The following is a 16384-nucleotide window of genomic DNA, read 5'->3' as shown; positions in this document are numbered from 1 at the left end:
CCAATCAGCAAGCACAAGCTTGAGTAACAGCGTATCTGCCTCAATCAGTGCAAGCCAATCAGCAAGCACAAGCATGAGCAACAGCGTGTCAGCTTCAATCAGTGCAAGCCAATCAGTAAGCACAAGCATGAGCAACAGCGAGTCTACATCACGTAGTGCTTCAGCTTCAGCATCAACAAGCATGAGCAACAGCATTTCTGCTTCAATCAGTGCAAGCCAATCAGCAAGCACAAGCTTGAGTAACAGCGTATCTGCCTCAATCAGTGCAAGCCAATCAGCAAGCACAAGCATGAGCAACAGCGTGTCAGCTTCAATCAGTGCAAGCCAATCAGTAAGCACAAGCATGAGCAACAGCGAGTCTACATCACGTAGTGCTTCAGCTTCAGCATCAACAAGCATGAGCAACAGCATTTCTGCTTCAATCAGTGCATCAGAATCAGCAAGCACAAGCGTAAGCAACAGCGTATCAGCTTCAATTAGTGCATCTGAATCAGCAAGCAACAACTCAAGTAGTACTTCAGTTTCAACAAGTACTTCAGTAAGCTTGAGTAACAGCGTAAGTACATCTACATCACTTAGCGATAGCACTTCAAGCAGTTTGAGTACAAGTGCGTCACAACAATCTAACTCATTCAGCCATAGTAAAGGTGAACCAGAAAGCGAGTCTAAACCAGAGTTTAACCTTCCTAGCTACCTTGAATCTGTAAGTGCAAGTGAATCAGTTTCACTCAGCAAGTCAGTAAGTGTATCATTGAGCGATAGTACTTCAGCATCAATCAGCGCAAGTGAGTCAGTCTCAACAAGCACAAGCTTGAGTGACAGTATTTCTGCATCAATCAGTGCAAGCAACAACTCAGGTAGCGGTTCAGGCTCAACAAGCACAAGCAATGGTTCAGGTGATGCCTCAACTTCAGCAAGCTTAAGCAACAGTGCAAGTGCTTCAATCAGTGCATCAGAGTCAGCAAGCACAAGCTTGAGCAACAGCGCAAGTACCTCAGCTAGCTTGTCTGACAGTGCTTCAATCTCAAGTGCTACAAATCACTCTCAAGCACCTAAGCCACAGCCTGCACAACCAGGACAAGTCAAAGTTACTCCAAACGCTAAGGCTTTACCAAATACAGGAACTGCAAGTAACCAATTTGCTGGTCTTGGATTAGGAGTAGCCGCCTTGGCAACTGTCTCTCTTCTTGGTAAGAAGAAGAGATCAGCAGCTTCTGAAATGGATTTAGAAGACTAAGTTCCAAAAATCGGCTACAATGAAATTTTGTTGATATCATTTTAGCGATGAAAATAAGAACCCCGGATGGCTCAAGGCTATCTGGGGTTTTTGGACTCTTTTCTACCATTTGTCAAGTCTATCAAGGCTTTAAGTAAAAAAAGAGATAAGACAGTAGCTATTCTGAGGTTACTGTCTTATTTTTGACACTTTTTGATCCATAAAAGGGCATGCTAAAAAACACCTCATCTGGTATTTTTTGAAACAAGGTGTTACCATAATACGGCATAGACAGCCTTATCGATTTTGGGTCAAAGAATAATCGTAAAGCTTGTTATGCGTAATGAGGTAATACATTGTTCGAATGAGACGATGTATAGAGGCAATCGTATGTGGCTTAGTTGAAGCTATTGTCGATTGTCTTTTTCGTTTCTCATAAAAGTCAGCGATATGGCAGGGATTGGTATGACTAGTTGAAGCGATGTTGTGAATGCACTTGAACAAGATTTTTCTGGCATAGGGATTACCTCGTTTAGTGATGTGTTCCTTAGCGAGAAAGTTCCCAGATTCATAGTGTCTCAGGTCAATGCCAATAAAAGCGTTGATTTGATTGGTAGACTGAAAGCGACGAATATCTCCCAATTCGCCAATGATAGATGTCGCTGTGTTTTCTGCGATGCCAGGAATTGACCGTAAGATGTCATACTCTGGTAAAGGCTGAGCTAGAGCTACCATGTCGTTTAAGACAACTTGTCTGCGTTCAGAAAGACGAAGCAATTCTTGAACATAGTAACGAACCTCTTCAAGCATTGGAGAGGTTTTCTTGACCGCACAAAAAGATTGTTTAGCGAGTGAGGTAGCTGAGCCTTACCTTGAAGAAAAAATCTATTTCCACAATATTGGTTATATTTATGATTACCAGCGTCTTAATAATATGAGTCCAGAAGCCTTGATTTTGACCAATAGTGATCAGCTTGAGCAAATAGAGCAGCTCTTGACTCAGCTGCCAACTGTACATTTCCATATTGGAGCCATCACAGAAATGTCTGGCCATTTGATGGGGCTCAATCGTTATCCGAATGTTTCGCTTTATCCAAATATTCGTCCGGCCAAGGTTGCAGAGCTGTTTGATAGATGTGACTTGTATCTGGATATCAATATCAGCGATGAAATCCTCAATGCTTGTCGCACAGCTTTTGAGAATAACATGCTGATTCTCAGCTTCAAAAATACTTGCCATAGTCGTCGATTTATTGCGGATGATCACATTTATTTGCCAGAAAATGTCTCAGGCATGGTGGATAAGATTCAAAGTGTCCTTGCCCACTCATCAGAGATGGAAGCAGCACTTGCTAGACAGAAACAGGCTGCTAATCAGGCTAGTTTGGAGCAATATAAGGCCATTCTTTAACCAGATACATGAGAACTTGCTTTCGATGAGGGCAAGTTCCTTTATGCAGATTTAGTAAGGGAGGACAATCATGCCAGAGAAGAAAAAGGGAATTCTGCAGGAACAGATCAAAGAGCAACTAGATAATCGTAGGAAACCGTTGAAAAGAGAGAAGCAAGAGTTTAGTATGATTGCAGTTCTAGGTGGCATTCTCTTTCTTATCAACCTCTTGGTTACGATTATCATGCAGTTGGGACAATTCTTTTAGCACTTAATATTCTGGCTAGAATGATGAAAAACAGCAGACTTTCCTGCTGTTTTTTGTTACAATTTATACATGATTAAGAATCAAGAAAATAGAAGGGAGTGCCACTATGTTAGCAATTGAAAGAATTAGGAAAATCACTCCCGAAAATCTCCCACGCTTAACGATTTTGACGGGTGATGACTTGGGGCAATTTGAGCTCTTAAAAGATGAGTTTCTGAAGCAGATTCACTACGATCCAGCAGATTTGAATGTGATGCTGTTTGATATGAAAGAAACGCCTTATCCAGATGTGGAACTGGATTTAGTCAGCCTACCTTTTTTTGCGGATGAAAAGATTATTATTTTAGATCATTTTGCGGATCTAACGACAGCAAAAAAGCGCTATTTATCGGATGAAGAGCTCAAGTCCTTTGAGCAGTATTTGGAAAATCCTAGTAGCACGACCAAATTGGTCATTTTCGCGGAAGGCAAGCTAGACAGCAAACGCCGACTAGTCAAGATACTAAAACGCGACGGACAGATCTTTGAAGCGGCTGAGATTAAGGAAGCAGACTTACGTCAGTATTTTACCAAACAGGCACAGCTTGAAGGTCTGGACTTTGCTCCGAAGGCTTTTGACCACTTGTTGATCAAATCAGGCTTTCATTTTAGCGAAATCAGTAAAAACGTGGCTTTTCTGAAGTCTTATAAGGAGTCGGGGCAAATCAGCTTAGAAGACATCGCTGAGGCCATTCCCAAAACCTTGCAGGACAACATTTTTGATTTGACCCAACTGATTTTACAGAAACAAATTGATGCGGCACGGAGTTTGGTGCGCGATCTAACCTTGCAGGGTGAAGATGAAATCAAGCTGATTGCCATCATGTTAGGCCAGTTTCGAATGTTTACTCAGGTTAAGATTTTGGCGGATAATGGCCGATCCGAGAGCCAAATCGTGTCGGATTTATCAGACTATCTAGGCCGCAAGATGAATCCTTTCCAGGTCAAGTTTGCGCTTAAGGATGCGCGCGGGCTTAGCCTCAGCTTTCTGAAAAGAACCCTGACCTGTTTGATTGAAGCGGACTATCAAATCAAGTCTGGCCTCTATGACAAAGACTACCTTTTTGACCTTGCCTTGCTGAAAATCGCAACAGGAAACTTCTAAAAGCTTAGCAAAATTTATAAGCAAAATAGTTGAAAAATGTGCGTTTTTGCGTTATGATTTGTATAATAATAAAGAAAATGAGGACAAGTAAATGGCAATTATTTTACCAGATCTACCTTATGCATACGACGCTTTGGAACCTTACATCGATGAGGAAACAATGCACCTTCACCATGATAAGCACCATCAAACTTACGTGAATAACGTAAATGCTGCGCTTGAAAAACATCCTGAAATTGGTGAAGACTTAGAAAAACTCTTGGCAGATGTTGAGTCTATTCCGGCTGATATTCGTCAAGCAGTGATCAACAACGGTGGTGGACACTTGAACCACGCTCTTTTCTGGGAATTGATGACGCCTGAAAAGACAGCTCCTTCAGCAGAACTTGCAGCAGCAATCGATGCGACATTTGGTTCATTCGAAAAATTCCAAGCAGCCTTCACTGCAGCAGCAACAACTCGTTTCGGTTCTGGTTGGGCATGGTTGGTTGTCAACAAAGAAGGGAAACTTGAAGTAACTTCAACAGCAAACCAAGATACACCAATTTCAGAAGGCAAGACACCAATCTTAGGCTTGGACGTTTGGGAACATGCTTACTACGTGAAATACCGCAACGTTCGTCCTGACTACATCAAGGCTTTCTTCTCAGTGATCAACTGGAATAAAGTGGATGAACTCTACGCAGCAGCTAAATAATAGAATTATAAAACGGATCGCAATGATTCGTTTTTAAATGCCCTTAAATGGACCTTTCTACTTGTTATTTTAATGAGAATCTTTTATAATACTAAAATATTAGGAGAAATACTTTGATTAAAAATGACATAAAGAAACTGGCTTGCTGGTTCGGTGGAGTTTTCTTATTTATTTGTTATTTGGGTCTTTTGGTGGAACCGCAGCGAGCTGATAAAAAGATAGCAGAAGCAGGTCAAGTAATTGCTTCTTCACAGTCTATAGAAGGAGAAGAGACAAGAACTGAGGCGACTGCGCGTCCTAGCAAGACAATGGAAGAGAAGCAAGAGGTGATGGAGCAAGACCTTCCGACCATGGAAGCCTTTGGCTTGGTTTACGATTATGCCAATATGACCTTGCCGCAAGTTGTCCAAGCTTATATGAATGATATGGAAATCGATCCCTCTCAGATTGCTTTTTCTTATAAAGACCTGACGACCGGGCAAACCTATGCTATGAATGATACCCAGCCTATGACAGCGGGATCTACCTATAAACTTCCCCTTAATATGTTGGTTGTTGATGAGGTGGCAGCAGGAAAATTATCACTGGAAGAGCGGTTTGATATTACCAACACCAGCTATGAATACAAAGGAGAGCATGATAACTATGTAGCGGCCTTCAATGGCGCCATGTCTATCCCAGATATGCAGGAGTATTCATTGGTTTACTCTGAGAATACGCCTGCTTATGCGCTAGCAGAGCGATTAGGTGGTATGGATAAGGCCTACAGCATGTTTGGAAGGTATGGCCGGTCAAAAGCTAAAATCAAGACGATCAGCAGAGAGAATAAAACAACAACGGACTACTATATTCAAGTTCTAGAGTATCTGTGGAATAATCAAGAAAAATACAAGGATATTCTTTATTTTATCGGTGTGTCCTTCCCCGGCGAATATTACAAACGCTATTTATACGATTTGACAATTTACCAAAAGCCTGGTTATGTTAGAGAGGCTCTCAATGTTGATGCTATTGTTATGGAGGAGAAGCCCTATATTGTGGCACTTTATACAGCCTATCTAGGTGGCAGCACAGAAGCCAGTGAGGAGATTAGTGGAGTAGGTATTGATCAGGTCGGTCAAATTGCCTATATCATCAATGAGTGGCACCGGGTCAACATGAATTAAAATTGGCCCAACAACTAGGTTCTGCAACGAACCTGCTGAATGAGCCTGCTTTATAGAAAATAGTTGTAGAATGCGAGTAGATCCTCGCAATTTGTTCTGAATGTGAGTTCCTGCCCAGCTTTTTTAGAGGATTGACATCTGGGAGGAAAAAGGTATAATTCTAGTAAAACTTTTAATAGTTGAGGAGACGATTTCATGCTTCAAACGCATATTTTGATTGCTATGGTGCTGATTTTAGCCGCTGTAGTCATTCCGGTAATTTATTTTAAAAAGACCAAGCAGATTTCCCTGCTTGTTTTCCTCTTGGGAGGGGTTGGATTTTATCTGTCTAGTCAGATTTTCGAAAATCTCCTACATCGATTGGTTTTACAGCCTCAGGCTGATGGAACGATTACTCTAATGAAAAATGCTCCCTTGCTCTATGTTTTGTATGGCATTGCAACGGCGGCTATCTTTGAGGAGACAGCGCGCTATGTGATTTTTCGATATTTGCAAAAGAAGCGTCCACTAACTATCGGTGATAGTCTGGCCTATGGTTTAGGACACGGCGGGATCGAAGCTCTTTTCATAGGTATTTCAGGTCTCTTGAGTCTGTTTGTCCTCGCTCAACTAGTCAGCCAAGGGGACAGCACCTTGCTAGCGAAATTACCCCAAGTGACGATTTCTTATGTACAAAAACTACAGGCAGGTCAAATTTACTTACTGGCTTTCGAGCGGATTTTAGCACTTGCGATCCAAGTATTCTTGACTTTCTGGGTTTGGACGGCTGTCAAAGACAAAAAAATGAGCTATTTTCTTGCGGCTCTGGGCTTTCATGCTTTGATTGATTTAGCTCCTGCTCTGGTTCAGGTTGGCTGGTTGAATCAGCCGATTCTGGTTGAAGTGATTATTTTGGTAGAATTTCTTGCTCTGGTATNTTTGACTAAGANGTTTCTATCGNTATCAATTTTTAATACCAAGAGTAAAAATGCTTAATNAGGCTCAAGTAAAGNAGGTAAGAGNNTAAACGAGATTGGATAGTAAGGAGAGGTTAGGACAAAAAATTCCTAGCCTCTCTTTCGTTGGAAAAAGATTCTTAATGTGCTTGGCAGGAGTATTTAAAAAGTTCTGAGAGAATGTTTAAAACGAATTTTCGGAGCAAGTGAGTACAGCTCAATTGCTACTGATTTACTTTTATATTATTCTTTTTACTAAAATAAACTAGTTTGATAATTTCTGTTTTTGGAAGCGGATTTATGCTATAATACTAGTAGTGAGCAAGAAGGGTTATTATGATCAATAAGGAACATTATCAGATTATTAGACAGCATCCAGCATTTGCACATTTTCCTGTGGAAATTTTTGATAAGATTGCTATTGAGATTCAATTTCGCAAGATCCCTAAGGGACAGATTATCTTCTTTTCGGGGGATCGCAGGGATCGTCTTTTCCTCCTGCATCGAGGCTATGTTCGTATCGAGCAGTACGATTCCACTGATACTTTTTCATATATGGACTATGTTAAAATGAATAGCGTGTTTCCCTATGGAGGCATGTTTTTCGACGAGCGTTATCATTATACAGCTAGCGCGGTCACCAATGTCGAGTACTTCAGCATTCCGATGGACTTATTTGAGGACTATTCTAAAAAGAACGTGGATCAGCTACTATTTATCACCAAGCGTTTATCGCAGATTTTAGAATTTCAGGAATTACGCTTGCGCAATGTCGTCTCGGCAAGTGCGACGGACCGTGTAACCCAGTCTCTATCTATTTTATGCATGGATTTGTGCAAAGAGCAGGATACACTTCCATTTCCATTGAGTATGAAAGAGTTGGCCAAGCTAGGAGCCACCACACGTGAAACAGTCAATCAGGTTCTAAAAAAACTAAGAGAAGAAGAAGTGATTGACTACGAGCATAAAAAGTTGACATTTAAGAATAAGGAATACTTTATGAGGTATTTTGAAGGAAGCTGATCAATCATTGGATTGGTTTTTTTCAAACATTTTTACACATTTAAAANNTTTTTCTGATCATATTCTAATATTAATTGAACATATATTTTTTACAAAAAAATATATATTCCTAAAAATAATAGAANAACCAAAATATGCAAAGANAACGCTTTAAAATAAATAAATATNATAATGTTTTATAAAAAACGCAAAGNATTTGGCATTCGCGATGTAAGATTTTAGGTGTAAGCCTTTCCAATCCATGATAGAATAATAGCATAAAAGGGATTGGGAAACCAAACCTCAACGAAAAGGAGGACAATTGATGTCTACACATCCAATTCATGTTTTCTCAGAAATTGGGAAACTGAAAAAAGTTATGTTGCACCGTCCGGGCAAAGAGCTGGAAAACTTGCTACCGGACTACCTAGAACGTCTTCTTTTTGATGACATTCCTTTCTTGGAAGATGCTCAAAAAGAACACGATGCATTCGCTCAAGCTCTTCGTGATGAAGGAATTGAAGTTCTTTATCTCGAAAAATTGGCTGCTGAATCCTTGATTTCTCCAGAAATTCGTGAACAGTTCATCGAAGAATATTTGGAAGAAGCAAATATTCGTGGACGCGAAACGAAGAAAGCTATTCGTGAATTGCTGCATGGTATCAAGGACAACCAAGAGTTGGTTGAAAAAACAATGGCAGGGGTTCAAAAAGCTGAATTGCCAGAAATCCCTGATGAAGCGAAAGGTCTGACTGACTTGGTAGAATCAGATTATCCATTTGCGATTGATCCAATGCCAAACCTTTACTTCACACGCGACCCATTTGCTACAATTGGTAATGCCGTATCGCTCAACCATATGTTTGCAGATACTCGTAACCGTGAAACACTTTACGGTAAATACATTTTCAAATATCACCCAGAATATGCTGGAAAAGTGGAATTGGTTTACAACCGTGAAGAAGATACCCGTATTGAAGGTGGGGACGAACTAGTTCTTTCTAAAGATGTATTGGCAGTTGGTATTTCTCAACGTACAGATGCAGCATCTATCGAAAAACTTTTGGTGAACATCTTCAAGAAGAATGTTGGCTTCAAGAAAGTATTGGCATTTGAATTTGCTAACAACCGTAAATTCATGCACTTAGATACTGTCTTCACTATGGTTGACTATGACAAGTTCACCATTCACCCAGAAATCGAAGGCGACCTTCGCGTTTACTCCGTTACTTATGAAAACGAAAAACTGAAGATCGTTGAAGAAAAAGGTGACTTGGCTGAACTTCTGGCTCAAAACCTTGGCGTAGAAAAAGTTCATTTGATTCGTTGCGGTGGCGGCAATATCGTAGCAGCTGGACGTGAACAATGGAATGACGGTTCTAACACCTTGACTATCGCTCCTGGTGTGGTAGTGGTTTATGACCGCAATACTGTAACCAACAAGATTTTGGAAGAATACGGGCTTCGCTTGATCAAGATTCGCGGAAGTGAATTGGTTCGGGGCCGTGGTGGACCTCGTTGTATGTCTATGCCATTTGAACGTGAAGAAGTTTAATTCGTGTTCGACAATTTATCAATAGAAATTTAATAACTAGAAAGAGGAAATAACAGAATGACACATTCAGTATTCCAAGGACGTAGCTTCCTTGCAGAAAAAGACTTTACTCGTGCAGAATTAGAATACCTAATCGGACTTTCAGCTCATTTGAAAGACTTGAAGAAACGCAATATTCAGCACCACTATCTTGCTGGTAAGAATATCGCTCTCTTGTTTGAAAAAACATCTACTCGCACGCGTGCAGCCTTTACTACAGCAGCTATCGACCTTGGTGCACATCCAGAATACCTTGGTGCTAACGATATTCAGCTTGGTAAGAAAGAATCTACAGAAGATACAGCTAAAGTATTGGGACGTATGTTTGACGGGATTGAATTCCGCGGTTTCAGCCAACGCATGGTAGAAGAATTGGCAGAATTCTCAGGTGTTCCAGTATGGAATGGTTTGACTGACGAATGGCACCCAACTCAAATGCTTGCTGACTACTTGACAGTTCAAGAAAACTTCGGTCGTTTGGAAGGCTTGACATTGGTTTACTGTGGTGATGGACGTAACAACGTTGCCAACAGCTTGCTGGTGACAGGAGCTATCCTTGGCGTTAACGTTCACATCTTCTCACCAAAAGAACTCTTCCCAGAAAAAGAAATTGTTGAATTGGCAGAAGGCTTTGCTAAAGAAAGTGGCGCCCACATCCTCATCACGGAAGATGCAGACGAAGCTGTTAAAGGTGCAGATGTACTTTACACAGACGTTTGGGTATCTATGGGTGAAGAAGATAAATTCGCAGAACGCGTTGCACTTTTGAAACCTTACCAAGTTAACATGGAATTGGTGAAGAAAGCTGATAATGAAGACTTGATCTTCTTGCACTGCTTGCCAGCATTCCACGATACAAATACTGTCTACGGTAAAGATGTCGCTGAAAAATTTGGCGTAGAAGAAATGGAAGTAACAGACGAAGTCTTCCGTAGCAAATACGCTCGCCACTTTGACCAAGCAGAAAACCGTATGCACACAATCAAAGCTGTTATGGCTGCTACACTCGGCAACCTTTACATTCCAAAAGTATAATTTATAAACCGTAATACCAACAGCTATGAGGGCTGCGACTAATAGCTTTAGTCCAGTCCTCTTTTATATGATGGAAATCTGTTATTTCTTATAAAGTATTTGAAAAATTATTAAACTGAAATCTAAGCGCATTCGATTGAATGTGATAAAGGAGAACTTATGGCAAATCGTAAAATTGTAGTAGCTTTGGGAGGAAATGCTATTCTTTCTTCTGACCCATCAGCAAAAGCTCAACAGGAAGCTTTGGTGGAAACAGCCAAGCACCTTGTAAAATTGATCAAAAATGGGGATGATTTGATCATCACTCACGGTAATGGTCCTCAAGTTGGAAATCTTTTGCTCCAACACTTGGCGGCTGATTCTGAAAAGAACCCTGCTTTCCCACTCGATTCACTTGTTGCTATGACAGAAGGTAGCATCGGTTTCTGGCTGCAAAATGCCTTGCAAAATGCTCTCTTGGATGAAGGCATCGAAAAAGATGTAGCTTCAGTTGTGACACAAGTTGTTGTCGATAAGAATGACCCAGCTTTTGTCAACTTGAGCAAACCCATTGGTCCTTTCTATTCAGAAGAAGAAGCAAAAGCAGAAGCTGAAAAGAGCGGAGCAACTTTCAAAGAAGATGCTGGTCGTGGCTGGCGCAAGGTTGTTGCTTCACCAAAACCTGTTGACATCAAGGAAATCGAAACAATTCGTACCCTCTTGAATGCTGGTCAAGTGGTCGTTGCTGCTGGTGGTGGCGGAATTCCAGTCATCAAGGAAGACAACGGTCATTTGGCTGGTGTTGAAGCTGTTATTGATAAGGATTTTGCTTCTCAACGCTTGGCGGAATTAGTCGAAGCTGACCTCTTCATCGTCTTGACTGGTGTAGATTACGTCTTTGTCAACTATAACAAACCAGACCAAGAAAAGTTGGAACATGTGAATGTTGCTCAGCTGGAAGAATATATCAAACAAGACCAATTTGCCCCAGGAAGCATGCTTCCAAAAGTAGAAGCAGCTATCGCTTTTGTCAACGGCCGTCCAGAAGGAAAAGCAGTTATTACTTCCCTTGAAAATCTTGGCGCTTTGATTGAATCTGAAAGCGGAACAATTATTGAAAAAGAATAAGCTATTTTACTAGTAAAATATATGGTATTTCTAACGTCTTTATATCAAGTTAGGAATATTTCTTGAAAATAAATGCGATATTTTCAAAAAATACTAGTTTTTTAGACCTTAATGTGGTAAAATAAATATAAATAGAAAGCGTTTTTCTTAAATATTTATTTAAGAAAGTGGTTGGTTTTTTGCACTTTGTTAGACATTAGGAGGAAAAACAAATGAGTGAAAAAGCTAAAAAAGGGTTTAAGATGCCTTCATCTTACACCGTCTTGTTGATAATCATTGCTATTATGGCAGTGTTGACTTGGATCATCCCTGCGGGTGCCTTTGTGGATGGTGTTTACAAAGCCCAACCTCAAAATCCGCAAGGGATTTGGGATGTTCTCATGGCACCGATTCGGGCTATGCTAGGTACTCATCCAGAGGAAGGCTCGCTGATTAAGGAAACAAGTGCAGCGATCGATGTAGCCTTCTTCATCCTCATGGTTGGTGGTTTCCTTGGTGTTGTCAATGAAACTGGTATGCTAGACACTGGTATTGCTTCTATTGTGAAGAAATACAAGGGCCGCGAAAAGATGTTGATTTTGGTTCTCATGCCTTTGTTTGCCCTCGGTGGTACAACTTATGGTATGGGTGAAGAAACCATGGCCTTCTATCCTCTTCTTGTGCCAGTTATGATGGCTGTTGGATTTGATAGCTTGACTGGGGTTGCCATTATCTTGCTCGGTTCACAAATAGGATGTTTGGCATCTACCTTGAACCCATTTGCGACAGGTATTGCTTCATCAACTGCAGGTGTAGGTCTTGGTGAAGGGATTATCCTTCGTTTGATTTTCTGGTTTGCTTTAACTGGTCTTAGCACTTGGTTCGTTTACAAGTATGCTGATAAGATCCAAAAAGATCCAACTAAGTCTCTTACTTATGCAACACGTGATGAAGATATGAAATTCTTCAATGTTGGTGAAGACGAAGAAAGTGTCAACTCAACTCTTACTAAGAAACAAAAACATGTCTTTGTTCTCTTTGTATTGACCTTCGTCTTGATGGTCTTGAGTTTCATTCCATGGAGTGACTTAGGTATTACTCTCTTTGGAGACTTAAATACTTGGTTGACTGGTCTTCCAGTTATCGGTAAGATTGTTGGTTCATCTACAGCTGCTTTGGGTACTTGGTACTTCCCAGAAGGCGCAATGCTCTTCGCCTTTATGGGTATCCTTATCGGTGTTGTTTATGGTCTTAAAGAAGACAAGATTATCTCTGCCTTCATGAATGGTGCTGCTGACTTGCTCAGTGTAGCCTTGATCGTGGCAATTGCCCGTGGTATCCAAGTTATCATGAACGATGGTATGATTACTGATACTATCCTCAACTGGGGTAAAGAAGGCCTGAGCGGTCTGTCTTCACAAGTCTTTATCGTTTTGACTTATATCTTCTATCTGCCTATGTCATTCTTGATCCCATCTTCATCTGGTCTTGCCAGCGCGACTATGGGTATCATGGCTCCGCTCGGAGAATTTGTCAATGTGCGTCCTAGCTTGATCATCACTGCTTACCAATCTGCTTCAGGTGTCTTGAACTTGATTGCACCAACATCTGGTATTGTGATGGGAGCTCTTGCGCTTGGACGTATCAACATCGGTACTTGGTGGAAATTCATGGGCAAACTTGTAGTTGCTATCATTGTAGTGACTATCGCCCTTCTTCTCCTTGGAACGTTCATTCCATTCCTATAAAGAGTGAGTGAGGTGATTCCATGAAAACATATATAACAAATCAAGTTAAAGATGAGTTTCTTACATCATTAAAGACTTTGATTTCCTACCCTTCGGTACTTAACGAGGGAGAAAATGGAACACCTTTTGGACAAGCAATTCAAGATGTCCTAGAAAAAACTTTAGGGATTTGTCGAAGTTTAGGTTTCACTACCTATCTTGACCCTAAAGGTTATTACGGATATGCAGAAATCGGTCAGGGAGCAGAGCTCCTGGCCGTTCTCTGTCATTTGGATGTTGTTCCATCAGGTGATGAAGCGGATTGGCAGACCCCGCCATTTGAGGCAACTATCAAAGACGGCTGGATCTTCGGACGTGGTGTCCAAGATGATAAGGGACCATCAATGGCTGCTCTTTACGCGGTCAAGGCTCTGCTAGATAGCGGAGTAAAATTTAAAAAGCGGGTTCGGTTTATCTTTGGTACGGACGAAGAGACACTTTGGCGCTGTATGGGGCGGTACAATGAACTCGAAGAAACAGCGACGCTCGGCTTTGCGCCAGATTCTTCCTTCCCTCTGACCTATGCTGAGAAAGGCCTCCTACAGGTCAAGTTACACGGTCCTGGCTCTGATCAGCTGGATTTAGAAGCAGGAGCAGCCTTTAATGTTGTGCCTGGCAAGGCTAGCTATCAAGGAGAACTTTTGGAGCCGATCGTGGCAGGTTTGCAGGCAGCTGCTTTTGACTACGAGCAAAATGACCAGCAAGTCACTGTTCTCGGTCTACCTAAGCATGCCAAGGATGCAGCTGAAGGTATCAATGCTATTGTTCGGCTAGCGACAGTTTTACAGCCTTTACAATCTCATCCTGCTCTAGCCTTTATTGCAGAAGCAGTGGGAGAGGATGCGACTGGCAGCCGTTTATTTGGTGACATTTCGGATGAACCGTCTGGCAGACTATCCTTTAACATTGCAGGTCTGACACTGAACTCAGAAAAGTCTGAAATCCGTATTGATATTCGGATTCCTGTCTTGGCGGATAAAGATCAGCTAGTGGCAAAACTAGCAGAGATTGCTGGGCGCTACCAGCTGGACTATGAAGAGTTTGACTATCTGGCTCCGCTTTATGTACCTAAAGATAGTGAACTAGTCAGCACGCTGATGACTATCTATCAAGAAAAGACTGGCGATACTAGTCCAGCTATGTCCTCTGGTGGGGCAACTTTTGCTCGGACTATGCCAAATTGTGTGGCCTTTGGCGCTCTTTTCCCAGGAGTAGAGCAGACGGAACATCAGGCCAATGAACGAGCGTCTTTGGAAGATCTCTATCGTGCGATGGATATCTATGCTGAGACTATTTTCCGCTTGGCAGGAGAGTAAAATTGCTAGGATAGATATCAGTGTTGCGGATTTTTCCNAGTAAAAACTGTGAATCAACACGAAAAAGAGTTGGATTTTCCAACTCTTTTGTTATTTACTAAAGAAAAATGGGGGTGCGAATTCTTTGAGTTTATCAAAGCATTCGATAGCAGCTTGATTATCTTCGCAGATGATCAGGCAGACATCGTCTCCGCAGACTGTAGCAACAATCTGGGGTAATTCCAGAGCGTCTAAAATGGCACCAAAAGATTGGGCTAGTCCGGGTAAGGTTTTCATGACGACTTGATGCTGAACGGGGCGGAGCATGACGAGGGCATCTTCCATATAGAAGCGCAGTCTTTTTTCCCAACGAGAAGGGGCGATGCTGTTAATGACATAGTAGGATTTGTCATTTTCGGTCACTTTGACTAGATTGAGAGTTTTCATGTCACGAGAGAGAGTAGACTGGGTGACAATGACGCCATTTGCTTCCAGTAGTTCTTGGAGTTCCTGCTGGGTATGGACTCTTTTTTCCATGATGAGGGAGCGAATGAGGCGATGCCTACTTTCGATTTTATTCATAGATTCACCTGTATTATTTGATAAACATAGCGTCGCCAAAGCTGAAGAAGCGGTAGCGCTCAGCGATAGCATGCTCATAGGCTTGCAGTGTCAGTTGACGTCCAGCAAAAGCTGATACCAGCATGACAAGGGTTGATTTTGGCAAGTGGAAGTTGGTTGAAAAAGCATCGACAATCTTCCACTGATAGCCCGGTTTGATAAAGATATTGGTCCAGCCGGAGTCTGCTTGGATTTGACCATCGAATTTGCTGCCGATTGTTTCCAGTGTTCGGATAGAAGTGGTACCGACAGCAACGATGCGGTGGCCGCTTGCCTTGACTTGGCGCAGGGTCTCAGCTGCTTCTTCAGACAAACTATAAAATTCGGAATGCATCTCATGCTCTTCCAAGTTGTCAACTGATACAGGTCGGAAGGTTCCAAGCCCCACATGCAGGGTCAGGTAGACGAGCTTAACGCCTTTTGCCGCAATTTTATCCAGCAATTCCTCTGTGAAATGGAGGCCAGCGGTTGGAGCGGCAGCGGAGCCATTTTCTTTGGCATAGACTGTCTGGTAGCGTTCACGGTCTTCTAGCTTCTCGTGGATATAAGGCGGCAGGGGCATTTCACCCAAACTTTCTAGGACTTCTAAGAAAATGCCCTGATAATCAAAGCGAACGATCCGTCCGCCGTGTTCTAGCTCTTCAGTAACAGTGGCAGTCAAACGGCCATCACCGAAAGAAACACGCGTTCCGACTCTGAGTCGTTTGGCAGGCTTGGCTAGGACTTCCCAGAAGTCTCCTTGGGTATTTTTCAAGAGTAGGAGTTCTACATGACCGCCAGTTTCAGGTTTGGTTCCATAAAGGCGAGCTGGTAGGACACGGGTATTATTCATAACCAAGGCATCACCTGGCTCAAGTTGGTCAATAATATTGTCAAAATGTTGGTCACTAAACTGGCCAGTTTCCCGATCTACAATGAGCAGGCGAGAAGAGTCTCGCTTCTCCAGAGGGGTTTGAGCAATCAGTTCTTCCGGCAAGTGAAAATCAAAATCAGCAGTATTCATTCTATCTCCTTAAATAGTTCTCATGATCCAAATATAGTAGGCGGCAAGTAAAAAGGGAATACTGATAAAGAAAATTCCCAAGCATAAAAAAATTAGTTGCCCACCGAGATGTTTTTTTAAGAAAAGCCCAGCGGTAAAAAGGGCA

15 protein-coding genes and 1 pseudogene are annotated in these 16384 nt (G+C 41.9%); 13 read left to right on the top strand and 3 right to left on the bottom strand.

Annotation, left to right across the window (positions count from 1 at the left end; genetic code table 11):
• A partial coding sequence (locus D8792_RS06240) for an LPXTG cell wall anchor domain-containing protein (protein WP_312023816.1) occupies nucleotides 1-1237 on the top strand: 1237 nt, incomplete at its 5' end.
• 276 nt (nucleotides 1238-1513) lie between these two features.
• Here the strand turns inward: D8792_RS06240 and D8792_RS06235 are convergent.
• Nucleotides 1514-2071 (bottom strand): annotated as a pseudogene (locus D8792_RS06235) (transposase); the annotation flags it as partial.
• A gap of 79 nt (nucleotides 2072-2150) precedes the next feature.
• On the opposite strand from D8792_RS06235, the gene D8792_RS06230 reads away from it, so the two are divergent.
• The 12 genes from D8792_RS06230 to D8792_RS06175 all read left to right on the top strand — a co-directional run bounded on the left by D8792_RS06230 (nucleotide 2151) and on the right by D8792_RS06175 (nucleotide 14636).
• Entirely contained in the window at nucleotides 2151-2627 is a 477-nt protein-coding gene (locus tag D8792_RS06230) for a glycosyltransferase family protein (RefSeq protein ID WP_514132994.1), read from the top strand.
• Between the two features lie 70 nt (nucleotides 2628-2697).
• Entirely contained in the window at nucleotides 2698-2874 is a 177-nt protein-coding gene (locus tag D8792_RS06225; RefSeq protein WP_125373336.1) for an XRE family transcriptional regulator, read from the top strand.
• Nucleotides 2875-2980: 106 nt separating this feature from the next.
• Entirely contained in the window at nucleotides 2981-4018 is a 1038-nt protein-coding gene (gene holA / locus D8792_RS06220; protein ID WP_125373335.1) for a DNA polymerase III subunit delta, read from the top strand.
• Between the two features lie 91 nt (nucleotides 4019-4109).
• On the top strand, nucleotides 4110-4715 hold the full coding sequence (gene sodA, locus D8792_RS06215; protein WP_125373334.1) for a superoxide dismutase SodA: 606 nt from the start codon (nucleotides 4110-4112) through the stop codon (nucleotides 4713-4715).
• Between the two features lie 113 nt (nucleotides 4716-4828).
• Nucleotides 4829-5881 (top strand): serine hydrolase, encoded by a 1053-nt coding sequence (locus D8792_RS06210; protein WP_125373333.1) that lies wholly within the window; start codon nucleotides 4829-4831, stop codon nucleotides 5879-5881.
• A gap of 195 nt (nucleotides 5882-6076) precedes the next feature.
• Nucleotides 6077-6856: a YhfC family intramembrane metalloprotease gene (locus tag D8792_RS06205; protein WP_125373332.1), complete on the top strand. Its 780-nt coding sequence runs from the start codon at nucleotides 6077-6079 to the stop codon at nucleotides 6854-6856.
• 296 nt (nucleotides 6857-7152) lie between these two features.
• Nucleotides 7153-7839: a Crp/Fnr family transcriptional regulator gene (locus D8792_RS06200; protein WP_125373331.1), complete on the top strand. Its 687-nt coding sequence runs from the start codon at nucleotides 7153-7155 to the stop codon at nucleotides 7837-7839.
• Between the two features lie 304 nt (nucleotides 7840-8143).
• Nucleotides 8144-9373 (top strand): arginine deiminase, encoded by a 1230-nt coding sequence (arcA, locus tag D8792_RS06195; protein ID WP_005590767.1) that lies wholly within the window; start codon nucleotides 8144-8146, stop codon nucleotides 9371-9373.
• A gap of 57 nt (nucleotides 9374-9430) precedes the next feature.
• Nucleotides 9431-10447 carry an ornithine carbamoyltransferase gene (gene argF, locus D8792_RS06190; protein WP_005590765.1) on the top strand — a complete coding sequence of 339 codons (1017 nt, stop codon included), beginning with the start codon at nucleotides 9431-9433 and terminating at the stop codon, nucleotides 10445-10447.
• A 159-nt stretch (nucleotides 10448-10606) separates the two neighbouring features.
• Entirely contained in the window at nucleotides 10607-11554 is a 948-nt protein-coding gene (gene arcC / locus D8792_RS06185) for a carbamate kinase (protein WP_045499180.1), read from the top strand.
• Nucleotides 11555-11766: 212 nt separating this feature from the next.
• On the top strand, nucleotides 11767-13281 hold the full coding sequence (locus tag D8792_RS06180; RefSeq protein ID WP_125373330.1) for a YfcC family protein: 1515 nt from the start codon (nucleotides 11767-11769) through the stop codon (nucleotides 13279-13281).
• Nucleotides 13282-13301: 20 nt separating this feature from the next.
• Nucleotides 13302-14636 (top strand): dipeptidase, encoded by a 1335-nt coding sequence (locus tag D8792_RS06175; RefSeq protein WP_125373329.1) that lies wholly within the window; start codon nucleotides 13302-13304, stop codon nucleotides 14634-14636.
• A gap of 90 nt (nucleotides 14637-14726) precedes the next feature.
• On the opposite strand, the gene D8792_RS06170 is transcribed toward D8792_RS06175, so the two are convergent.
• Nucleotides 14727-15197, bottom strand: coding sequence for an arginine repressor (locus tag D8792_RS06170; protein ID WP_005590761.1), 471 nt, complete (start codon nucleotides 15195-15197; stop codon nucleotides 14727-14729).
• A gap of 13 nt (nucleotides 15198-15210) precedes the next feature.
• Nucleotides 15211-16239 carry a tRNA preQ1(34) S-adenosylmethionine ribosyltransferase-isomerase QueA gene (queA, locus tag D8792_RS06165; protein WP_048764477.1) on the bottom strand — a complete coding sequence of 343 codons (1029 nt, stop codon included), beginning with the start codon at nucleotides 16237-16239 and terminating at the stop codon, nucleotides 15211-15213.
• Nucleotides 16240-16384: the final 145 nt, after the last annotated feature.

Origin of the sequence: Streptococcus cristatus (genome assembly GCF_003943505.1) — a bacterium.
Taxonomy (GTDB): domain Bacteria; phylum Bacillota; class Bacilli; order Lactobacillales; family Streptococcaceae; genus Streptococcus; species Streptococcus cristatus_E.
The sequence above is the reverse complement of the archived record's forward strand: the minus strand, read 5'-3'. Positions and strand labels throughout refer to the sequence as shown.